This is a genomic window from Herbaspirillum sp. CAH-3 (assembly GCF_009668275.1).
Classification (GTDB): Bacteria; Pseudomonadota; Gammaproteobacteria; order Burkholderiales; family Burkholderiaceae_D; genus Herbaspirillum; species Herbaspirillum aquaticum.
Map to the genome: position 1 here is coordinate 123,996 of NZ_VSWE01000006.1, position 22,332 is coordinate 146,327.

Sequence of the window (22,332 nt, forward strand, 5' to 3'; positions counted from 1 at the left end):
AAGTTTGGACAGCATTGCGGCGCCCGGATTCCCTTGCAGCGGGAGCCCCCGATGGCGATCCATAGCTTCAATCTATAGCAAGGATTCCGGCCTGCTATCACAGCTGGGGGTGTCATCCAGCAGTCATATTTGGCCCGTACCATCCGCTTGCCTCTGAACAGGCCGGCCCATCCGGCGAAAGCCCGCGTGGGGACTGCCTTTGGGCAACATCGCGAACCACCCAGAAACCCGCCGAAATGATGCAGATATCCTCCTCCGCCGCCGCCCTCGCGATGCCGGTTTGCCCGCCTGATGCAGCCGACGCCGGCGAGCGCTTCCTGTCGGTGCGCAGCATCGACAAGCGCTTCGGTGCCTTCACCGCGCTGGACAGCGTTTCGCTGGAAGTGCGCCAGGGCGAGATGGTCTGCCTGCTGGGTCCCTCGGGCTGCGGCAAGACGACCTTGCTGCGCACCATCGCCGGACTGGAGCGCCAGGATGCCGGGCAACTCTTCGCCGCCGGCCGCGATATTTCCGACCTGCCGCCGCAATCGCGCGATTACGGCATCCTGTTCCAGTCTTACGCCCTCTTCCCCAACCTGACCGTGGCCGACAACGTCGCCTATGGCCTGCGCAACATGAAGCGCCAGGCACGCCAGGAACGCGTGACCGAGATGTTGTCCATGGTGGGCCTGGCCGGCAGCCAAGCCAAGTATCCCGGCCAGCTGTCCGGCGGCCAGCAGCAACGGGTGGCCCTGGCGCGTGCGCTGGCCCCCTCGCCTTCGCTGCTCTTGCTCGACGAACCGCTCTCGGCCCTGGATGCGCAGGTACGCGAGCACCTGCAACTGGAAATCCGCCGGCTGCAGAAGCAGTTCCGCATCACCACCCTGATGGTCACGCACGATCAGGAAGAGGCCATGGTCATGGCCGACCGCATCGCCGTCATGCAGCACGGCCGCATCGAACAATTCGGCACGCCCGCCGAGATCTACCGCCGTCCGGCCACGCCCTTCGTGGCCGATTTCATCGGCCAAGCCAATTGGCTGCCGTTTTCCCGCGTCTCTGGTTCACAGGTCACGGTCGGTGCCTTGCGTCTGGAAGTCCGTCCGGAAGAAGCGGAGCTGCAAACCGGGCGCCTGTTCTGCCGCCCGGAAGCGGTGGAACTGTTCGCTACCGAGAGCTGCACCAACCGCTTCCAGGCCCGTGTGGTTGATCGCATCTATCTCGGCAACCGCTATCGCCTGGCCTTGGCGGCCGATGCCCTGCCGGGCCAGACCCTGCTGGCCGATGTCAGCGACCAGTCGCACGAGCGCCTGGCCGCCCTGCCGGCTCACGACGGCCTGTGGGTAGCCCTGCCGCGCCAGGCCCTGCAGGTCTTTGCCTGAGCCGGGCCGTTCATGACGATGCAATCTTCCTTGCCGCCGACCGCTCCCATGCCCGCCCTGGCTCGCGACCACACCCCAACCAGCGCCGCACCGGCGCGACACAGCGTGACCGACCGCAGTCTATGGCTGCCCGGCGCGATGAAATGGCTGCTGCTGGCGCTGCTCCTGCTGGGCCTGGGTGGACCGCTGCTGTTCATCCTGGCGCAAGCCGTGCTGACGCCCGAGGGCAACTGGGCGGGCAGCCAGCCTTTCGTGACGCTCTTTGCCAACATCAATTTCCTGCCCATGCTGGGGCGCAGCCTGTGGGTATCGCTGGTCACCGCCGTGGTGACGGTACCGCTGGCCTATGTGTTTGCCTACGCCCTGCAGCGCACCTGCATTCCCTTCAAGGGCCTGTGGCGCGGTATCGGCCTGCTGCCGCTGCTGGCGCCGTCGCTGTTGCCGGGGATCGCGCTGATCTACCTGTTCGGCAACCAGGGCCTGTTCAAGGAGTGGATGGACGGCAGCATCTACGGCTTCTGGGGCATCCTGCTGGGTGAAGTGTTCTACACCTTCCCGCACGCCATGATGATCCTGCTGTCGGCCCTGTCGCAGGCCGATGGCCGCCTGTACGACGCAGCACATGCCATGGGCGCCTCGCGCTGGCGCATCTTCAACACCGTCACCCTGCCGGCCACGCGCTACGGCATCTTCGGTGCCTTGTGCCTGGTGTTCACGCTCACCATTACCGACTTCGGCGTACCCAAGATCACCGGCGGCGCCTACAGCGTGCTGGCCGTGGAAGCCTACAAGGCCGTGGTCGGCCAGCAGCAGTTCGGACGCGGTGCCCTGATCGGCTTGCTGCTGCTGGTGCCGGCCCTGCTGACCTTTGCCCTGGATGCCTGGCTGCAGCGCCGCCAGCGCGCCACCATGAGCAGCCGCTCCGAAGCTTACGTTCCCCGCCCCGACTGGCGCCGTGATGGCATCAACCTGCTGGCGGTGGCCCTGATTGCGGCGGCCATCCTGATGATGATCGTGGTGGCCATGGGGGCATCCCTGGTCAAGCTGTGGCCCTACAACCTGCAACTGACGCTGCAGCACTACGACTTCGACAACATGGATGGCGGCGGCTGGCTGGCCTACTGGAACAGCCTGAAACTGGCCTGCGGCACCAGCGTGGCCGGGACCCTGGTCATCTTTACCGGTGCCTGGCTGATGGAAAAGACGCGTGGCCAGGCCTGGCTCTCGACCCTGCTGCGCATGCTGAGCTTCCTGCCCATGGCGGTGCCCGGCCTGGTGCTGGGACTGGGAAGCCTGCTGTTCTTCAACCATCCGTCCAACCCGTTCAATTTCCTCTACGGGACCATGACGCTGCTGGTGCTCTGCTCCATCGTGCACTTCTACACGACCGCCCATCTCACCGCCGTCACCGCGCTCAAGCAGCTCGATCCGGAATTCGAAGCCGCCTCGCTGTCGCTGAAGGTGCCGCTGCTGCAGACCTTCCTGCGCGTGACGGTGCCGCTGTGCCTGCCACAGATGCTGGAGATTTTCCGCTACCTGTTCGTGTCCTCGATGACCACGGTGTCGGCGGTGATCTTCCTGTATCGCCCCGATACGGTGCTGGCCTCGGTGGCGGTGCTCAATATGGACGATGCCGGCGACGTCGGCCCTGCCGCAGCGATGTCCACGCTGATCCTGCTGACGTCGGCGGCGGCCTCGCTGCTCATGCACCTGGCTGGCAGCCGCTGGCTGGCGCGGGCCCAGGCCTGGCGCCGTGGACGCGCGCATTGAGCCAGGCCGGCAGCACTACGATTTCTCCACCTTGCGTCCCCGACGCGTTTTCAACCCAGCCATTCACAGACGAAGGCCATCATGAAAAAAACCAAGCTGTTTTCCCTGTTCGCATCGGTGATCGGTGCCGGCATGCTGTTCTCGGCCCAGGCCCACGCCGCTACCACGCTGACCGTCTACACCGCCCTCGAAGCCGACCAGATCAAGGCTTACCAGGCCGCGTTCCAGAAGGCCAACCCGGACATCGAGATCAAGTGGGTGCGCGACTCCACCGGCATCGTCACCGCCAAGCTGCTGGCCGAAAAGGCCAATCCGCAAGCGGACGTGATCTGGGGCCTGGCCGCCACCAGCCTGGCGCTGCTGGACAAGGAAGGCATGTTGACGCCCTACGCTCCGCAAGGCTTGTCGGCCATCGACGCCAAGTACCGCAGCGCCGCCAATCCGCCGGCCTGGGTGGGCATGGACGTGTGGGCCTCGGCCATCTGCTTCAACACCGTGGAAGCGCAAAAGCAGGGGCTGCCCAAGCCGACCTCCTGGGCCGACCTGACCAAGCCGGTCTATGCCGGCAAGATCGTCATGCCCAATCCGGCTTCTTCCGGCACCGGCTACCTGGATGTCTCGGCCTGGCTGCAAATGATGGGTGAAGAAAAAGGCTGGGCCTACATGGACGCCCTGCACAAGAACATCGGCCAGTACACCCACTCCGGCTCCAAGCCCTGCAAGCAGGCCGCCACCGGTGAATTCCCCATTGGTATCGCCTTCGAATACCGTGCCGTCAAGACCAAGAAGGAAGGCGCCCCCATTGACGTGATCCTGCCGTCGGAAGGCCTGGGCTGGGACATCGAAGCCACCGCCATCGTCAAGGGCAGCAAGAACCTGGAAGCCGCCAAGAAGCTGGCCGATTTCTCCGCCAGCAAGGAAGCCATGGCCCTGTATGAAAAGAACTTCGCCGTAGTCGCCATTCCTGGCGTGGCCAAGCCGGACGAGCTGCTGCCGGCCGACTATGAAAAGCGCCTGATCAAGAACGACTTCACCTGGGCCAGCACCAGCCGTGACCGCATCCTGACCGAGTGGAGCAAGCGTTACGAAAGCAAGTCGGAGAAGAAGCAGTAATTCCAGCACTTGCCCGCAGTACCGCGCCGTCACGGGTCCGATAGCTTCGGGCCGCAGCGTGACGGCGCACGGAGAGGACCGCAGGACGCCGCCAGAGCGTCCCCGCACAAGACGCCCCACGACATCTCGCAACTGACTCCGACGGAGCACTTCCCATGAGCAATTCCCCTACAGAAAACGATCCGCAGCACTTTGACCTGGCCGTGGTCGGCTCGGGCATCCTCGGCCTGGCCCACGCCTACGCGGCCGTCAAGCGCGGCCTCAAGGTGGCCGTCTTCGAACGCACCGGTACGCCCCTGGGCGCCTCCGTGCGCAACTTCGGCATGGGCCTGGTGACCGGCCAGCCGCCCGGCATCATGCTGGACCTGGCCCGCGAAAGCCGCGCCCTCTGGCTGCACCTGGCCGCGCGCGCGCACTTCAGTGCCCGCGAAGCCGGTACCCTCCTGTTTACCCGCAGCGAGGCCGAACACGACGTGCTGCTGGAATTCATGACCGTACGTGCGCGCCAGTACGACTATCGCGCCTCCCTGCTCGAAGGCGACAAGCTCAACGCGCTCTACAACGGCCGTTTCAGCCATCACCGCTCGGCCCTGCACGGCACCGAAGACCTGCAGCTGTATTCGCGCGAAGCCATGCCGGCCCTGGTGGCCTACCTGCATTCGCAGGGCGTGCATTTCCGCTTCAATACGCTGGTGCATGGCACCGCCGGCGGACGCCTCTCGACCACCGCCGGTGAATTCCGCGCCGAGCGCGTGGTGGTGTGCTCCGGCCACGATTACCTGACGCTCTTCGCCGACCGCCTGCAGCCGATGAACCTGAAGCAGTGCCGCCTGCAGATGCTGCGCCTGAAGACCGAAGAAGCCGTACCGCTGACCCATGCCGTGCTCACCGGCCTGTCCTGCACCCACTACGGCGCCTTCTCGGACCTGCCGACCGCCCGCGCGGTGCACGCCGAGATCGAGGCCACGGCCCCGCTGCTCAACAAGCATGGCATTCACCTGCTGGTCAGCCCGACCCCGTATCAGGAACTCATCGTCGGCGATTCGCACCACTACGGTACCGATTCACCTCCTTTCAACAGCGAGGAAGTCGATGAACTGCTGATCGGCCTGGTCGAGCACACCCTGGCTTCCCGCGTGCAGGTGATCGAGCGCTGGCAAGGCGTCTATGGCAGCAAAGGCCCGGGCCCGTTCTCGGCCCTGGCCATCGACGACCATACCTCGGTGGTGCTGATGCATACCGGCATCGGCATGAGCGTCGGACTCGGCCTGGGCGAGCGCGTCGTCAAGGCACTGCTGGAAGGCGACAGCCTGCCGACCCCGACCGCGCAGCCGGCACCGGCCACTGCCCTGGCCTGATGCACTGATCTACTGAGGTACCGAGCTTGTCCGGTGACAGGGCAGTCTGCAGCCCTGTCACCGCCGTCCCCCCTGCCTTCCCGCCCCGATGTGCATGCCGCTGCGGCGCATGCCAGGCAAGATGCTTCACTTGCCTTTCCTGATTCCTGACAGAAAAAACTTTTTGGCTGCCCTCCCAAAGAGGCGATCTGCCGCGTCCGGTCGCTGCGGCGCAATAAGCACGAATGCCCCGCAAAGCCTTGGCAGATGCGTCTTTGCCTGCTGCGTCGCAACCAGGAAAGGGCTTGCTGCGCTGTAAGCTTGTGTAAGTTTGGAGCAAGTCCTGCGTAAGTTTGGCGTCGCACACTCGCCGCATGGACAAGTGGGTCCTTACGCAAGCAATGCGAAGCCAATATCGCGGTTTGTGTCAGACGGGGAAGCGAGGGGAGTCGATTCTTCATGCTCTGTTCTCCGGTGCGTTCTTGCATAACGCCCCATTCGGCCATCTGTTGCATTGTTGCCCTGAGTACCTGGTTGCAGTCCATGCAGTAGCACATTCATTAAAACCAAGGAGACAAACATGACCACAGCATCAGTCAACACGACTGCGCGCGGCATTACCCCGGAGGAGAAGAAAGTCATCTTCGCCTCTTCGCTAGGCACCGTTTTCGAATGGTATGACTTCTACCTGTACGGCTCGCTGGCGGCGATCATCGCCAAGCAGTTCTTTGCCGGCACCGACCCCAATACCGCGTTCATCTTCGCCCTGCTGGCCTTTGCTGCCGGTTTCATCGTGCGTCCCTTCGGTGCGCTGGTGTTCGGCCGCCTGGGTGACCTGGTTGGCCGCAAGTACACCTTCCTGGTGACCATCCTCATCATGGGTGCCTCGACCTTCATCGTCGGCGTGCTGCCCAACTACAACTCCATCGGCATCACCGCCCCGATCATCCTGATCATCCTGCGCATCCTGCAGGGCCTCGCGCTGGGTGGCGAATACGGCGGTGCTGCCACCTACGTGGCCGAGCACGCGCCGGAAGGCCGCCGCGGCGCCTTTACCGCCTGGATCCAGACCACGGCCACGATGGGCCTGTTCCTGTCGCTGCTGGTGATCCTGGGCGTGCGTACCGCGGTGGGTGAAGCTGCCTTCGCCGACTGGGGCTGGCGCATTCCCTTCCTGGTCTCCATCCTGCTGCTGGCCATCTCGGTGTGGATCCGCATGTCCATGAACGAGTCGCCGGCCTTCCTGAAGATGAAGGCTGAGGGCAAGACCTCCAAGGCACCGCTGACCGAAGCTTTCGGCCAGTGGAAGAACCTGAAGCTGGTCATCCTGGCGCTGGTCGGCCTGACCGCCGGCCAGGCCGTGGTGTGGTACACCGGCCAGTTCTACGCCCTGTTCTTCCTGACCCAGACCCTGAAGGTGGATGGCCCGACCGCCAACCTGCTCATCGCTGCCGCCCTGCTGCTGGCCACGCCCTTCTTCCTGTTCTTCGGTTCGCTGTCGGACAAGATCGGCCGCAAGCCCATCATCCTGGGTGGTTGCCTGATTGCCGCGGTGACCTACTTCCCGATCTTCAACGGCCTGACCCACTTCGCCAACCCGGCGCTGGAAGCCGCACTGCAAAAGTCCCCGGTGATCGTCACCGCCGACCCGGCCAGCTGCCAGTTCCAGTTCAACCCGACCGGCACCAAGAAGTTCACCTCGTCCTGCGACATCGTCAAGGCCAAGCTGTCGGCCGCGTCGGTGAACTACCAGAACGTGGCCGGTGCCCCGGGCTCGGTGGCTACCGTCAAGATCGGCGACCGCGTCATCACCTCGTATGATGCCGCCGGCCTGTCCAAGGAAGAGGCCGCCGCCAAGGACAAGGAACTGTCCAAGGCCCTGGCTGACGACATCAAGGCTGCCGGCTACCCGGCCAAGGCTGATCCGGAGCAGATCAACAAGCCCATGGTCCTGCTGCTGCTGTTCATCCTGGTGATCTACGTGACCATGGTGTACGGCCCGATCGCCGCCTGCCTGGTCGAAATGTTCCCGACCCGTATCCGCTACACCTCCATGTCCATGCCCTACCACATCGGCAACGGCTGGTTCGGCGGCCTGCTGCCCACCACCTCCTTCGCGCTGGTGGCCTTCAAGGGCGACATCTACTACGGCTTGTGGTATCCGATCGTGATCTCGGTGATCACGGTGGTGATCGGCCTGCTGTTCGTGAAGGAAACCGTTCACAACAACATCCACGACTGACATCCGCAGTGGCGTGCCCGCCGTCCGGCCCCCAGGCAGGACGGCGCAGCACGAAGCCTTTCCAGACCGGGCGCAATCTTGATTGCGCCCGGTTTTTTTCATGCAGACGCGCCCGCTTGAACCTGTCTGCGGAGGAATGTGATTACATTGACCAGATCATTTTCATCAAAAATCATATTTTTGATTAAATGTCGTATATTCGTTATATTTGATTGAAATGTTGCCCGCAATCCAGTAAATTCACTGCTGAGAACAGGCATCTCCAGGTTCATGCACGTGCTCCTGCACCGCTGCAAGCCGCTTCAAGGAATGCCGCACGATAGCTTCCAAAGCGGGGATCCAGAACATGAACATAGTCCTGGTGGACGACCAGATCATGATGCGCGCCGGGCTGCGTTGCCTGATCGAAAAAATGGCGGGCCAGCAGGTGATCGGCGAAGTGGAAGCCGGACCAGTGGCCCTGCATGTGATCCAGAGCGTAGCGCCCGACGCGGTCATCATTGATCTCTCCTCTGATACCCGCCAGGGCCTGGCCCTGCTGGCTGAGATCTGCAGCAAATGCCCTGCCAGCCGGGTGGTCATCATCGGCAACCAGCCCGATGCCGAACTGCTGGCCGAGGTAATGCGCATGGGTGTGGCCGCCTACCTGCTCAAGCAATCCAGTCCCGCCGAACTCGATATCGCCCTGCAGGCGGTGGCGCGCAACGAGTGCTACCTGACCCCGGCCGTGGCCAAGTCCATGATCAGCCACTGCCTCTACACGGGGGCCGCCCGGCAGGCCCAGCCAGACCCGCTCACGCCGCGCCAGCACCAGATCCTGGCCATGATTGCGCATCGCAAGACCACCAAGGAAATCGCCTACGAGCTGGACCTGAGCGAAAAGACCATCGCCGCCCACCGCGCCCAGATCATGGACCGCATCGGCGTGCGCGACGTGGTAGGACTGGTCCTGTGGGCCGTCAAGCACAACCTGGTGGAACGGCAGACCTGAGGCTTTCTCCGGCAGCCGCAGTCATTTTTCCCTGATCCCTGTGCGCGGCTTCGCGCGTCCTGTCCGTCCTCGCTCCCGCCCCCGGCACGCCACCCCGGCCAATCCGCACTTCATTGCCCTGTCCAGAGCAGCACCCGCTGACTGCGGCGCACGTCCCTTTGCGCCGCCCCTGCGCAAAGGGACGTCCTGCACGCATGAACAAGGCGTCAACACGTCCTAGGCAAGCGCAACCGGGCTGCGCGGTTTGCCTAGGACATTTCCTATGTATCTCCTAGGACCAGAACCGATTCCACACGGCAACAGGCAGCCCTACCATTTCACCTGCAAGACCGTTCGTTTGAGCACAATTTTTTCGAGGAGGCGCACATGGCGCTCGTCAAGACTATCCAGAACTCCAACTATGAGGGCGCAAGCGACCACCGTGCCGGCGCCTCGACATCGCGCCAGGCCGATGCCCTGCGCAAGAAGGCCCGCACCCTGGCCAAGCAGCAGCAGGCTGCCGAGCGCATCGCCGCCGCCACGGCTGAACTCAGCGCTGGTATCTCGGAGGCCTCGGCTGCCACCGAAGAACTGAAGAGTGCCTCCGACCAGATCGCGCGCGGCGCCGAGCAGGCCTCCAGCGCCGCCCAGGAGTCGCTGGCCGCCTTCCGCCAGGTCGAGCAGGCGATCAGCCGCCAGTTGCAGAATGCCGATCAAAGCCAGGCTCGCATGCTGGCCGTGCAGAACCAGGTCACCCGCACCAGCGGCGATATCGCGACCTTGGTCGCCAATGTGGGCATCGCTGCCCAGCGCCAGTCCAGCTCGGTGACCATGGTGGCCGAACTGGAAAAGCAGGCCGCCAACATCGGCGACATCGTCAAGGCGGTGGCCCGTATCGCCGACCAGACCAACCTGCTGGCCCTGAACGCGGCCATCGAAGCGGCCCGCGCCGGGCAACACGGCAAGGGCTTTGCAGTCGTCGCCGATGAAGTGCGCACCCTGGCCGAGACCTCGGAGAAAAGCGCCAAGCAGATCCAGGAGCTGGTCGGCCAGATCCAGCGCGAGGTCAAGGCCGTGGTCGAAGGCATCGGTGCGGCTGCCACCACCGTCCTGGGCGAGGTCGAGAGCGGCAAGATGATCAGCACCCAGCTGGAGAACATCCGCCGGGATGCCCAGGTCATCGTCACCGGCGTGCAGGAAATCGCCGTGGGCGCGCAGCAGTCAGTGGCCGCGACCAAACAGGCGCTCGACGGCGCCCAGGAAATTGCCGCTGCCGCCGAGGAGCAATCGGCCGCCGCCGTCGAATCCGCCAAGACCGTGGCCGAGCAAGGCCAGGCCTTGTCGGAGGCTGAGACCACTTCGCAAGCGCTCTCGGAACTGTCTGAAGACCTCAAGAATTCCACCGATGTGGCCAAGAGCGCCGAGGAAGTCGCCGCCAGTGCCGAAGAACTCTCGGCGGCCGTACAGGAAATCAGCCGCGCCAGCGCCCAGATCATGTCGGCCATCGAGCAGATCCGCAAAGGTACGCAGGTGCAATCGGTGGCTACAGAAGAATCGGCCACGGCCATCGAACAGATCTCGCGCGGCCTGCAGGTGGCGCAGGCGCGCGCCGGTACCAGCGGCGAACGTGCCACCGCAATCCGGGCGCTGCTGGGGGAAAACAAGAAGGCGGTCGACTCGCTCATCGCCGGCATCGCCAGTTCGGTCGACGCCTCACGCGCCTCGATCCGCCAGATCAAGGACCTGGCTCTGGTCTCGCGCCGCATCGACAAGATCGTCGATGCCATCACCACGGTGTCCATCCAGACCAACATGCTGGCCGTGAACGGCTCCATCGAAGCAGCCCGCGCCGGCGAGTTCGGCAAGGGCTTCGTGGTGGTGGCCACCGACATCCGCAACCTGGCCCACGACTCGGCCGGCAATGCCGACAACATCAAGGACCTGGTCAAGGCAGTGCAGGACCAGATCGCCGTGGTCGAGCGCGATCTGGAAGAGATTGCCGATGCCGCCATCAGCGAGGCCGAAAAAGCCAAGGCGATCACCAGCGCTTTGGTCAGCATTGAGAGCGATGTCGCCAGCGTCGAACAAGGTACCCAGGAAATCCTGTCAGCCGCCACCGAGGTGGCCGCAGCCATCCTGCAAGTGCGCACCGGCACCGAGCAGATTGCCGCCGCCGCCCAGGAAGCCGACCGTGCCGCCACCGAAGCCGCCGCCGCCGCGCGCCAGCAGTCCCAGGGTGCCGAGCAACTGGCTGCCGCCGTCGAGGAAGTGGCCTCGCTGGCCGATGAGCTGCAAAGCACCTGACTCGCTGCCCCATTGAACCCGTGGACCCGAGAAAGGCACACACACCATGAATGACGCATCCCTCATCGAGCCCGAGGCGGCCCCGGCCGCCATCGCGCCCGCGCCCGGAGCGGTGATACCGCAGGCCTGCAGCGGTGCAGCCGACGACGACCTGCCCCCGCCCGCCGCCGCCGACACCGAACTGCGCCAGTTCGTCACCTTCACGGTCGGCGACGAGGTCTTTGGCGTAGACATGGCGCCGGTACAGGAAATCATCCGCGTGCCGGAAGTGGTGCACGTGCCGCTGGCCCCGCAGGCTCTCCTTGGCCTGGCCAACCTGCGCGGCAAGGTGCTGCCCATCGTCAGCCTGAGCCGCATCTTCGGACTGCCGGACCGCCCGGCCGACGACGCCAGCCGTGCCGTGGTGATCGACCTGGGCCAGCCGCTGGGCTTCGTGGTGGATCACGTGGCCAGCGTGGTCGGTGTGGACCTGCGCCAGATCGAAGACGTGGCCTGCATCGCGTCCTCGGTGCGCACCGAGTTGCTGTCCGGGCTGATCAAGGACGTCGGCGGCCACCCCATGATCATGGTGCTGGATTTTGCCCGGCTGGTGGCGGCCGAATTTGCCGAGGCCGCTGCCGGCAGCCGCAACGGCCAGGCACCCATCGACGGCGGCAACGCCGAAGACGTACAGGCACAGGCTGGCGACGAACTCCAACTGGTCAGCTTCATGGTGGCCGGCCAGGAATATGCGGTGGCCATCGAGGACGTGCAGGAGATTGTGCAAATGCCGCAGAGCATCGTGCAGGTGCCGCATGCGGAACCCCACGTGCTGGGCATCATGACCCTGCGCAACCGCCTGCTCCCCCTGGTGTCGCTGCGCCACCTGTTCGGCTTGCCGCCGCGCCAGCAGGACCACAGCAGCCGTATCGCCGTGGTCGCTCCTGCGGCCGGGGAGTCGACCGGTGCCGTCGGCGTGGTCATCGATACCGTCAACGAAGTGCTGCGGGTGGCGCTTGGCACGGTGGAAGCGGTACCCACGCTGCTGGCGCGCGACAAGGGAATGGCCGACATCGCCCGCATCTGCCGGCTGGACAACGGAAAGCGGCTGGTATCGGTAATCGATGCCGTGAGCCTGCTGCGCCAGCCGGCCATCGAAACCCTGCTGGAGGACAACGAGATGAACCAGGACAAGCAGCCCGAGACCCGCAGTGACGATGAGGAACAGGTGGTGGTGTTCCGCTTCGGTGACGAGGAATTCGGCGTGCCCATCGACAGCGTGCAGGAGATCGTGCGCGTGCCCGAGCAACTGACCCATGTGCCGCACGCCCCGGCGTTCGTCGAAGGCGTCATCAACCTGCGCGGTGCCGTGCTGCCGGTGATCGACCTGCGCATGCGGCTGGGCTTGCCGCGGGTGGCGCGCAGTGATCGCCAGCGCATCATGGTGTTCCTGATCGACCAGGTGTGCACCGGCTTCATCGTCGATTCGGTGGCCGAGGTCCTCAAAATTGAACGCCGCGCCATCGGGCCCGCGCCTTCGCTGTCGAGCCAGCAGGTGCGCCTGCTCTCGCGCATGGCCAACATCGAGAAACAGAAACGCATGATCCAGCTGGTGGAACCCCGCTACCTGGTGGAAGGCGAAGAGCTGGCCCTGCTGGCCGGCATGGGACAGGACGCGTAAATCTACGCACGGGAAAGGACAGGAGAGAGAAGGATGAAGCTGCTCATCGTCGACGATTCAGCCCTCATGCGCAAGCAGCTGGGCGAGCTCTTCGAGCAGGCCGGTGGCTTTGCGGTGGCCTTTGCCCGCAACGGCCGCGAAGCCGTCAGCATGAACCTGGAATTCGCGCCCGATGTCGTCACCCTCGACATCAACATGCCCGAACTCGATGGTCTCTCGGCGCTGGCGGAGATGATGCTGCAACGTCCGGTCCCGGTGATCATGCTCTCTTCGCTGACTGCCCAGGGTGCGCTGGCGACGTTCGAGGCCCTGGCCCTGGGGGCGGTGGATTACGTGGCCAAGCCGGGCGGCACCATCAGCCTGGGCATCGACGCTCTGCGTGCCGAACTGGTGGCCAAAGTACGGGGCGCCGCCAAGGCCAAGGTGCGGGGACCCGATGGGGCGCCAACGGCCACTTCGACGCGCACCGCTGGGCGCACCGTCGCCCGGCCCCCCGAACCTGCCGAACCGGCTTGCGCCTCCACCGTGCCGCTGGATGCCCGCCAGCCAGGCGTGGTGGTGATCGGTGTGTCCACCGGCGGCCCGCGTACGCTGGAGCGCATCTTGCCGCAACTGCCGGCGCACTTCCCCTGGCCGGTGGTGGTGGCGCAGCACATGCCAACCAGTTTTACAGCCCCCTTCGCCGAGCGCCTGGGGCGGCTTTGCGCCCTGCGCGTGGTCGAGGCGGCGCAACCCATGCCGCTGGCAGCGGGCACGGTCTATGTCTGCAAGGGCGGCGCCGACAGCATCTTCACCACCCGCAACGGCCGTCCCACCCTGGTCAGCCGCCCGCCTGACGCGACCCAGCTGTGGCATCCCTCGGTCTCGCTGCTGGGCGCCAGTGCCCTGCAGCTGTATGCGCCCCAGGCCATCGTGGGCGTCATGCTGACCGGCATGGGCAGCGATGGTGCCGAGGCCTTTGCAGACATCCGGCAAGCCGGCGGCCGCACCATCGCCGAAAGCGAACAATCCGCGGTGGTCTTCGGCATGCCGGCCGAACTGATCCGCCGTGGCGGCGCCAGCAGCGTCCTGCCGGCTGACCGCATTGCCGGCCAGCTGATCCAGTGGCTGTGCCCCCTCACCTGATACGAATCACGTCGATACGGAACCCATCATGCCCTTGAACAAGTCCACTGGAATGTCCAGCGCCGGTATCCCGGAGGTGGCCCGCGCCACGGCCCTGGCCAGCCTGCAGGCGGCCGACCCGGCGCTGCGCCGCAGTGCGGCCCAGACCCTGGCCGGACAGCCGGAGGCAGTGCCGGTCATCCTTGATGCCCTGGAACGCGAATCGAGCCTGGCCGTGCGCACCGCCCTGCTCGATTCGCTGGCGGCCACGCCCGGCGACGAGGCCGTGCAAGCCCTGGCCGGCTGCCTGCGCAGCGAAGACGCCTGGCTGCGCAACGCCGCCATCGACCTGCTGCGCGGCATGCCCGAACAGGTGGCACCGGTGATCGCCCACATGCTGATCGATCCCGAGACCGATATCCGCATCCTGGCCGTGGGCATCCTCGACACGCTGCGCCATGCGCGGGTGGAAGACTGGCTGCTGCAACTGATCGATGCCGAGACCGATGTCAACGTCTGTGGCGCGGCACTGGAAGTGCTCACCACCATCGGCACGTCGGCGGCCATCGGCCCGGTGACCACGCTCATGCGCCGCTTTGCCGACGAGCCCTACATCACCTTTGCCGGGCGCCTGCTGCTGAATCGGCTTGGACGGGGCGCGTAATGAACGTTTCTGCAGAAGCCCCCGCCAGCAGCATCAGCGCCGAAGACTTCGAGCGCTTCCGTGAATATTTTTACCGCCGCAGCGGCATCCACTTCGAATCGACCAAACGCTACTTCGTCGACAAACGCCTCATCGACCGCATCCAGGCCGCCGGCTGTGCCGATTTCCGCGAGTACTTCTCGCTGCTGCGCTTCGAGACCTCGGGCCGCGAATGGCAGCGCCTGGTCAACGAGATGACGGTCAATGAGACCTACTTCATGCGCGAGCACTACCAGTTCGACTGCATGGTGCAGTCGATGCTGCCCGAGCTGGTGGCGCGCAAGCCGCGCGGCGAACCGATGCGCATCTGGATCATGCCGTCGTCTTCCGGCGAGGAAGCCTATACGGTGGCCATGTACCTGCTGGAACGCTGGCCGGAACTGGCGCGCTGGGACGTGGAGATCGTCTCCTCGGACATCGACACCCGCATCCTGGCCCAGGCCGAGGCCGGCCTGTATTCGCCGCGCGCCGTGCACCAGCTGCCGGCAGCCTGGCTGCAGAAGTATTTCACCCGCGAGGGCGAAAACTGGCGCATCAACCGCAGCCTGCGCGAAGTGGTGGCCTTCACCCGCGTCAACCTGAACGAACGCAATGAAGTCGCGGCCTACCGCAACTACGACCTGGTGTTCTGCCGCAACCTGCTGATCTATTTCGACGACGCCTCGCGCCGCCGTGCCGCTGAAGCCTTCTATGACGTATTACGCCCGGGCGGTTTCATCTGCCTGGGCCACTCGGAGTCGATGAGCCGCATCTCATCGCTGTTTGCGATCCGCAAATTTGCACAAGCGATCGTCTACCAGAAGCCATTGGAGCAAGCATGAAACATATCCTCATCGTGGACGATGCTGCCACCGTCCGTCTGTATGAACGGGCCATCTTCGAGGACGCCGGCTATACCGTGCGCGAAGCCAGCAACGGGCTGGAGGCGCTGGAGACGGCGCTGGCCGCCTGCGCAGAAGGCCAGCATCCCTTCGACCTGTACGTGGTCGACGTCAACATGCCGCAAATGGATGGCTACTCCTTCCTGCGCGCCCTGCGCCAGCACGACATCCCCCAGGCGCCGGCCATCATGGTCAGCACCGAAGCCCAGGAATGCGATCGCCGCAAGGCCTTCGAGGCGGGTGCCAACCTCTACATCGTCAAGCCGGCGCGTCCCGTGCCGCTGCTGCGCAACGTAAAACTGATGCTGGGAGAAACGCAATGACGACCGCCTTCTCTCCCCTGCTGCTGCAATTCATGCAGGAGTCGCGCGACGGCCTGCAGGAGATCGCCAGCCGCCTGCTGGCCCTGGAGCGGCAACCAGACGACCCTGAACTGATGGAGTCCCTGTTCCGCGTGGTGCATACGCTCAAGGGCAACTGCGGACTGTTCGAGTTTCCCGAGATGTTCCGGGTGCTGCACGCGGCCGAAGACCTGATGAGCGCGGTACGCGACGGCCAGGCCGCCTATCACCGCGAGATGGCCGACCTGCTGCTGGAGGCGATGGACTTCGTGGCGCGCCAGTTCGACGACATCGAGCTGGCCGGCCAGCCGGACCCGGCCCAGGCGGCCCCGTGTGCAGAGCTGGTGGCGCGCCTGCGTCAGCGCTGCGGGATGCAGCTGGCCCAAGCCGGCCAGGATGCGCACCAGGCAACCCGGCGCGCGGCTGAAGAGGCGGCCCGCAGCCGCATGGCCGAGTCACTGGCGCGGGTGCCGGCCAGCCTGCGCATGGCCTGGGCCGACGCCGCCCGCAACGGCGAGACCTTGCTGTGGGTGGAATACACGCCGGAACCTGAATGCTTCTTCAAGGGCGAGGATCCACTGCGCCTTGCTACGCAGATGCCGGGCGTGCTGTGGCGCTGCGTTTTGCCCGGCAGCGCCTGGCCGGCCTTGGCCGAGCTGGATGCCTATCGTGCCAACCTGGTGTTCCAGGCAGTCGCCACGGCCGACCGCGGCCTGCTGGATGAACATTTCCGCTACGTACCGGGGCAGTTCTGGATTACCGCCCTGCCGGCGGCCGCCATCGAGGTCAAGGACCAGACCCGGGCCAACGATGCACTCATGATCGTGCAGACCCAGAACGATGCACTGTGGGCGCTCGAAGGAGCGCCCTGGGTCCCGGGCCATCTGAAGGCTGCCGTGACGACCATCGCCAACTGCATGCGCGCCGTCGGACGCATGGATGTCTTGCCGGCACTGGAGGCCTGCGCCGAGGAAGCCCTGGCGCAATCGAGCGTGGCGCCGGTGGTGGCCTGGATCGAGCGCCATGCGCAAGTGCAGGCGGTCGCCGAGGTGGCCGATGTGATCGGAAAGGCTGATCTGCAGGAAGACATCACCGCAACTGGGACCGCTGCACCCGTCGCGGTGGCCGCTGCCCCGGCGGCTGCAGCATTGCCGCCGGCTGCGGTCGACGCCGATGTTCCGGCCAACTTCGGACGTCGCGCCGAGGACAGCAATGGCGCGCGGGTCCTGAAAGTGGAACAGGAAAAAGTGGACCGCCTGATGAACCTGATCGGCGAGATGGTGGTGGCCCGCAACGGCCTGCCCTACCTGGCCTCCCGTGCCGAGAACCAGTACGGCGAACGCGAATTGGGGCGCGATATCCGGGCCCAGCATGCGGTCATCAACCGCATCGTCGAGGAGATGCAGGATGCCATCATGCAGGTGCGCATGATGCCGGTGTCCTTCGTGTTCCAGCGCTTCCCGCGCCTGGTCCGCGACATCGCACGCAAGCTGGGCAAGGAGGTGCAACTGCTGCTCGAAGGCGAGACCACCGAGGCCGACAAGAACGTCATCGAGGCCCTGGCCGATCCGTTGGTCCACCTGGTGCGCAATGCGCTGGACCACGGCATGGAAACGCCCGAAGAACGCCGCGCCGCCGGCAAGCCGGCCACCGGCAAGCTGGTCATGAGCGCACGCCAGGAAGCCGATTGCGTGGTCATCGAGATCGCCGACGACGGGCGCGGCATCGACCCCGCCGTGATCCGCCGCAAAGCCTATGCACGCGGCCTGGTGGATGAAGCGGCACTGGAAAGGATGAGCGACCGCGAGGCCGTGAACCTGGTGTTCCTGCCGGGCTTCTCCACGGCTGAGGCCGTCACCGATCTCTCCGGACGGGGCGTGGGCATGGATGCGGTCCGCACCGCCATTGAACGCCTGCACGGCAGTGTGCAGCTGGAGAGCCAAGCCGGCCAGGGCACTCGCCTGCAACTGTCGCTGCCGCTGTCGATGGCGGTAACCAACGTGATGATCGTGCAGTCCGGCGGTGTGCAGTACGGATTGCCGATGGACGCCGTGGTGGAAACGGTGCGCGTGCCGGCCGCCGACGTGCATCGCATCAAGCAGCACAATGCGGCCGTCCTGCGCGGACGCATCGTGCCACTACTGGAACTGAACAGCCTGCTCGGGCTGGACACACCGCAGTGCTGCAACGAGCACGACGAATGGGCCACCCTGATCCTGCGCGTGCACGGGCAATACCTGGGGCTGGTGATCGATGACTTCAGGGAGGTCGTGGAAGTGATCCTCAAGCCCCTCTCGGGGGTACTCGCCGGCCTCACGGCCTACGCCGGTTCGGCCCTCCTGGGCGACGGCTCGGTGCTGATGGTCATCAACCCCAAGGAGCTGCTGAAATGACGATCGAATTCAAGGATGACACCCTGCACTGTGCGGGCGTACTGGCCGTGGAGGATGCCGAGGGCCTGCTGGCCCTGGTGGCCGGCCATCCGGCGGCCCCGGTAGATCTTTCCGCCTGCGAGCATATGCATACGGCCTGCCTGCAGGTCTTGATGGCGGGCACCGCCAGCATCAGCGCCTGGCCGGCCGCGCCGGAACTCGGTGAATGGCTGCGGGCGGCCTTGCCGCAGCATTGAGCCCACCTGTGCCGCCTACGCCGCGTACACAGAAGGCGAACAAGACGAACCAGACGAACCAGACAAGCAGCATCAACCCGCAAGGAGTACCCACATGAGCAAGACCATCCTGGTAGTGGACGATTCAGGCACCATGATCCTGAGCCTGAAAAACAATCTCGAAATTTCCGGCTTCAAGGTCATCACCGCCAACGACGGTGCGGCCGCCCTCACCCGACTGGGCCAGGCGCCCAAGCCGGACCTCATCATCACCGACATCAACATGCCCAACATGGGCGGCATCGAATTCATCGGCAAGGCGCGCGCCCTGCCGGGCTTCCGCTTCACGCCCATCCTGGTGCTCAGTACCGAGAGCCAGCAGGCCAAGCGCGATGAAGCCCGCAGTGCCGGCGCCAGCGGCTGGATGGTCAAGCCGGTGCCGGGCGCGGAGCTGCTCAAGATCGTCAAGCAGGTCTTGCCGGGAGCCTGATGTGGGAATCATCCATGCCTGGCGCACCCGGGGACGCGCCATGCCGGAGCAGCCGGCAGAACCGGGACCGAACTGCCAAGCCGCGCTGGTGGCCAGCATGCAGCTCGATGAAGAAATCGCCGTGCGCCTCAAGGGCGCAGTCGAACAGACGGAAAACTCATCGCTGGCCATCATGAGCGAAGCGCGGGCCCTGTGCGACCGCTCTGCGCAACTGCTGGAGCGCATGCAGCGTGCCAGCCAGGAAAACGAGCGCGTACGTGACGAGATGCTGGAAACGGTCGATGCCCTGGTCGCCATGACGGAATTCCTCAAGAGCCTGCCTGAGCGCATGCGCCGCGACGTCGAGAGCATCGGCCGCATCGCCGAGGAGATCGACAACCTATCGGACTTGGCACAGAGCGTACAAGGCATCAGCACGCAGTCGCACCTGTTGTCGATCAACACCGCCATCGAGGCCAGCCGTGCCGGCCCGCAAGGCGCGGCCTTCAAGGTGATCGCCTCGGAGGTGCGCAACCTGGCGGCCAATTCACATACGGCGGCAGCAAGGATCCGCACCACGCTCTCGGAAGTACGCAAGACCTTGCACGACGAACTGGGCGGCAATACCGCACAATCGGCCGCCGACCTCGACCGCATCGCCGCCACCGCCGAGGCCGTGGGCAGGCTGCGTAGCAGCTTCGAGCATGTGCGCGATACCGGTGAGCAGCAATACGCGCAGATGATGGCGCATGGCGAGGAGCTGGTCGCCACCACCGGCAACATGCTGGGCCATCTGCAGTTTCAGGACGTGGTCCGGCAATGCGTGGAGCGGGTCCAGTTTGCCGTGGACCGGCGCAATGCGGCCCTGGCGCAGATGGCGGGCGAGACGTCGATCATCTTGCCGGCCCATGAGGCGGCCACGGTGATCGCGCAGGTAGTCATCGATTACGTGGAACAGGAGCACCGCCACCTGGTGCGCGAGCCGGACTTGCCGGCCATGGAATTGTTTTAGGAAGCCTGTGGTTTGCGGCCGCGCCGCGCGGGGGTTGCGCTTTCAGCGCGCGCCTTGGCCTGGACCAGGTCCAGAAGGCCTTGCGCGGCGATGGACAGGCTGCGCTCCTTGGGCGTGACGATCAGCAGCGGCCGCACCAGCTCCGGCGCGTCCACCGGAATGGCCACCAGATTGGGCAGGCGGAACTGGAACAGCGTCAGCTCCGGGACCACGCTCACGCCCAGGCCGCTTTCGATCAAGGCCGCCAGCGTGGCCAGGTGTTCGACCTCCAGCCCGGTGTGGATCACCGTGCCCGGCCGCAGCACGGCATCCAGATGCTGGCGCACGCTGGTCGAGCGCGCCAGGTGGATCATTTCGCACCCGGCCAGCTGGGCCACCTTGATGCGGCGCTTGCCGGCCAGCGCATGGTCCTTGCGGCAGACCAGGTAGAACGGGTCGGCGCACAGCGGCTGGGTCGTGAACTCCATCAGGTTGGGGCCCGGTGCGGTGAGGGCGATATCGGCCTTGCCCTGGCGCAGCAGGTCCAGGCATTGGTCCGATATGGCATCGAACAGCTCCACCGCCACCCCCGGATGGCGCTGCCGGTAAGCCGCCAGCACCGGTGGCAGCCAGCCCGCCGCCAGCGATGGCAAGGCCGCGATGGCCACCCTGCCCTTGCGCCGCGCGACGTAATCATTCATGTCCGCCAGCGCCGCCTCCATGTCCGCGACCAGCTGGCGCGCCACCTCGACAAATACTTCACCTTCGGGCGTCAGGCTCACGTTGCGGGTATCGCGCTCGAACAGGCGCGCGCCGGTGGCGGTTTCCAGCTTCTGGATCATGGCGCTGAAGGCGGACTGCGACACATGGCAGCGTTCGGCCGCATGGCCGAAATGGCGACAGTCGGCCAGGGCCAGGAAGGCGTGCAACAGGCGCGTGGAGAGGTTGGCGTGCATGGCGGAAGATGGGATTGGTTTATGCTGAAAAACCGGTCAATCAATCGAAAAAAGCGACTTTACAACAAAATCGGCCGCCACCTACACTCGCCCTGCTCACATCCGCGCCCCCTGTACGCAATCATGTACAGAAGCTGAAGCAGAAAAACGGACAAACCGGCGCCGGATGTGCTGACACGACAAGAACATCACATCAAAAAAACCGGAGACACGCATGTTGGCCCTGCTCGGCTTTGTCACGATCGTATCCTTGTTCACGGCCATCCTCACCAAGAGGATGTCGCCCCTGGTGGCGCTGATCGCCATCCCCATCATTGCCGCGCTGGTCGGCGGTTTCGGCTTGCAGACCTCCAAGTTCATCGTCCAGGGCGTGACCGCCATTGCGCCGGTGGCAGGGATGTTCGTCTTTGCGATCCTGTTCTTCGGCATCGTGACTGACGCCGGCATGCTGGACCCGATCATCAGCCGTATTCTCAAGACCGTGGGCAGCCGCCCCACCCGCATCGTGCCGGGCACGGCGCTGCTGGCGCTGCTGATCCACCTGGATGGCTCGGGCGCGGTGACCTTCCTGATCACCATCCCGGCCATGCTGCCGCTGTACACGCGGCTGGGCATCGACAAGCGCATCCTCGCCTGCGTGGCCTCGATGGCGGCGGGCGTGAACTTCCTGCCGTGGACCGGGCCGATGATTCGTGCCTCGGCAGCGCTGCATATCCCGGTCTCGGACATCTTCACGCCGCTGGTGCCGGTGCAACTGGTGGGGTTGGCCTTCGTGTTCATCGCCTCGTATCTGCTGGGCCTGAAGGAAGAGCGCCGGCTCGGGCTGGGCAAGGGATCGACCGTCGATTTCGTGCAGCAGCATGAGCTGAGCGAAGCGCAACTGAAGATCCGTCGCCCGCAGAATTTCTGGGCCAACATCGTGCTGACGGTCTTTGTGCTGGGCGTGATGATCAGCGGCAAGGTCGATCCGGTGGTGATGTTCATGATCGGCGTGGTGCTGGCGCTGATGATCAATTACCGCGATGTGGCCATGCAGCGCGAGCGCATCGACGCCCATGCCAAGGCGGCGCTGCTGATGGCCAGCATCCTCTTTGCAGCAGGTGTGTTCACCGGCATCATGACCAAGTCGGGCATGCTCTCGGCCATGGCCAAGACCGCCGTCGGTGTCGTTCCGCCCGAGATGGCTGGCCATATCCCGGTAGTGCTGGGGGTGCTGTCGATGCCGCTGTCGTTGCTGTTCGATCCGGATTCCTTCTACTTCGGTGTGCTGCCGGTGATCGCCGAGGTCAGCCACATGCTGGGCGTTCCGACCATCCAGGTGGCCCAGGCCGCGCTGCTGGGCCAGATGACGACCGGCTTCCCGGTCAGCCCGCTCACGCCGGCCACCTTCCTGGTGTGCGGCCTGGCCGGGATCGAACTGGCGGACCACCAGAAATACACCATCCCCTTCCTCTTCGGTGCTTCCGTGGTGATGACCATCGCCTGCGTGGTACTGGGGCTGTTCCCGCTGTTCTGAGCGCGG

At 65.1% G+C, this 22,332-nt stretch carries 19 protein-coding genes; 17 read left to right on the top strand and 2 right to left on the bottom strand.

The genetic code is table 11. From position 1 onward, the window contains the following. Positions 1-272 precede the first annotated feature (272 nt). From FYB76_RS09400 to FYB76_RS09420, 5 genes are all read left to right on the top strand, one after another. Positions 273-1,361: a putative 2-aminoethylphosphonate ABC transporter ATP-binding protein gene (locus FYB76_RS09400; protein ID WP_088753900.1), complete on the top strand. Its 1,089-nt coding sequence runs from the start codon at positions 273-275 to the stop codon at positions 1,359-1,361. Between the two features lie 12 nt (positions 1,362-1,373). After that, positions 1,374-3,131 carry a putative 2-aminoethylphosphonate ABC transporter permease subunit gene (locus FYB76_RS09405; RefSeq protein ID WP_154133490.1) on the top strand — a complete coding sequence of 586 codons (1,758 nt, stop codon included), beginning with the start codon at positions 1,374-1,376 and terminating at the stop codon, positions 3,129-3,131. Positions 3,132-3,263: 132 nt separating this feature from the next. After that, positions 3,264-4,244, top strand: a complete 981-nt coding sequence (locus FYB76_RS09410; RefSeq protein WP_088754034.1) for a putative 2-aminoethylphosphonate ABC transporter substrate-binding protein — start codon at positions 3,264-3,266, stop codon at positions 4,242-4,244. A 155-nt stretch (positions 4,245-4,399) separates the two neighbouring features. After that, positions 4,400-5,602, top strand: coding sequence for a TIGR03364 family FAD-dependent oxidoreductase (locus tag FYB76_RS09415; RefSeq protein ID WP_154133491.1), 1,203 nt, complete (start codon positions 4,400-4,402; stop codon positions 5,600-5,602). A 559-nt stretch (positions 5,603-6,161) separates the two neighbouring features. Further along, positions 6,162-7,823: an MFS transporter gene (locus FYB76_RS09420; protein WP_088753897.1), complete on the top strand. Its 1,662-nt coding sequence runs from the start codon at positions 6,162-6,164 to the stop codon at positions 7,821-7,823. Positions 7,824-7,921: 98 nt separating this feature from the next. Here the strand turns inward: FYB76_RS09420 and FYB76_RS09425 are convergent, their stop codons facing one another. Beyond that, positions 7,922-8,095, bottom strand: a complete 174-nt coding sequence (locus tag FYB76_RS09425) for a hypothetical protein (protein WP_154133492.1) — start codon at positions 8,093-8,095, stop codon at positions 7,922-7,924. A 74-nt stretch (positions 8,096-8,169) separates the two neighbouring features. On the opposite strand from FYB76_RS09425, the gene FYB76_RS09430 reads away from it, so the two are divergent. From FYB76_RS09430 to FYB76_RS09480, 11 genes are all read left to right on the top strand, one after another. Further along, entirely contained in the window at positions 8,170-8,814 is a 645-nt protein-coding gene (locus FYB76_RS09430; RefSeq protein ID WP_154133493.1) for a response regulator transcription factor, read from the top strand. 366 nt (positions 8,815-9,180) lie between these two features. Beyond that, on the top strand, positions 9,181-11,097 hold the full coding sequence (locus tag FYB76_RS09435; protein WP_154133494.1) for a methyl-accepting chemotaxis protein: 1,917 nt from the start codon (positions 9,181-9,183) through the stop codon (positions 11,095-11,097). Positions 11,098-11,143: 46 nt separating this feature from the next. Beyond that, positions 11,144-12,757, top strand: a complete 1,614-nt coding sequence (locus FYB76_RS09440) for a chemotaxis protein CheW (RefSeq protein WP_154133495.1) — start codon at positions 11,144-11,146, stop codon at positions 12,755-12,757. Positions 12,758-12,790: 33 nt separating this feature from the next. Continuing rightward, a complete protein-coding gene (gene cheB / locus FYB76_RS09445) occupies positions 12,791-13,882 on the top strand; it encodes a chemotaxis-specific protein-glutamate methyltransferase CheB (protein WP_154133496.1) in 1,092 nt (363 codons plus the stop codon). 28 nt (positions 13,883-13,910) lie between these two features. Continuing rightward, positions 13,911-14,525 (top strand): HEAT repeat domain-containing protein, encoded by a 615-nt coding sequence (locus FYB76_RS09450; RefSeq protein ID WP_154133497.1) that lies wholly within the window; start codon positions 13,911-13,913, stop codon positions 14,523-14,525. Next, the gene (locus tag FYB76_RS09455) at positions 14,525-15,385 is read left to right on the top strand and encodes a protein-glutamate O-methyltransferase CheR (protein ID WP_154133498.1); all 861 of its coding nucleotides are present in this window, start codon (positions 14,525-14,527) and stop codon (positions 15,383-15,385) included. Before FYB76_RS09450 ends, FYB76_RS09455 begins: the two co-directional genes overlap by 1 nt. Continuing rightward, positions 15,382-15,768, top strand: coding sequence for a response regulator (locus FYB76_RS09460; RefSeq protein WP_088753890.1), 387 nt, complete (start codon positions 15,382-15,384; stop codon positions 15,766-15,768). The genes FYB76_RS09455 and FYB76_RS09460 overlap by 4 nt, the downstream gene beginning before the upstream one ends. After that, on the top strand, positions 15,765-18,179 hold the full coding sequence (locus FYB76_RS09465) for a chemotaxis protein CheA (protein WP_154133499.1): 2,415 nt from the start codon (positions 15,765-15,767) through the stop codon (positions 18,177-18,179). The genes FYB76_RS09460 and FYB76_RS09465 overlap by 4 nt, the downstream gene beginning before the upstream one ends. Then, a complete protein-coding gene (locus tag FYB76_RS09470; protein WP_088753888.1) occupies positions 18,176-18,415 on the top strand; it encodes a hypothetical protein in 240 nt (79 codons plus the stop codon). The genes FYB76_RS09465 and FYB76_RS09470 overlap by 4 nt, the downstream gene beginning before the upstream one ends. A 94-nt stretch (positions 18,416-18,509) precedes the next feature. After that, positions 18,510-18,884 carry a response regulator gene (locus FYB76_RS09475; protein ID WP_088753887.1) on the top strand — a complete coding sequence of 125 codons (375 nt, stop codon included), beginning with the start codon at positions 18,510-18,512 and terminating at the stop codon, positions 18,882-18,884. Position 18,885: 1 nt separating this feature from the next. Further along, on the top strand, positions 18,886-19,875 hold the full coding sequence (locus FYB76_RS09480; protein WP_195724608.1) for a methyl-accepting chemotaxis protein: 990 nt from the start codon (positions 18,886-18,888) through the stop codon (positions 19,873-19,875). On the opposite strand, the gene FYB76_RS09485 is transcribed toward FYB76_RS09480, so the two are convergent. Beyond that, on the bottom strand, positions 19,872-20,810 hold the full coding sequence (locus tag FYB76_RS09485; RefSeq protein WP_154133501.1) for a LysR family transcriptional regulator: 939 nt from the start codon (positions 20,808-20,810) through the stop codon (positions 19,872-19,874). The genes FYB76_RS09480 and FYB76_RS09485 overlap by 4 nt on opposite strands. 214 nt (positions 20,811-21,024) lie before the next feature. Between FYB76_RS09485 and FYB76_RS09490 the strand changes: the two genes are divergently transcribed. Beyond that, complete coding sequence (locus tag FYB76_RS09490; protein WP_154133502.1) at positions 21,025-22,326, top strand: CitMHS family transporter; 1,302 nt, start codon at positions 21,025-21,027, stop codon at positions 22,324-22,326. The last annotated feature ends 6 nt before the right edge of the window (positions 22,327-22,332 follow it).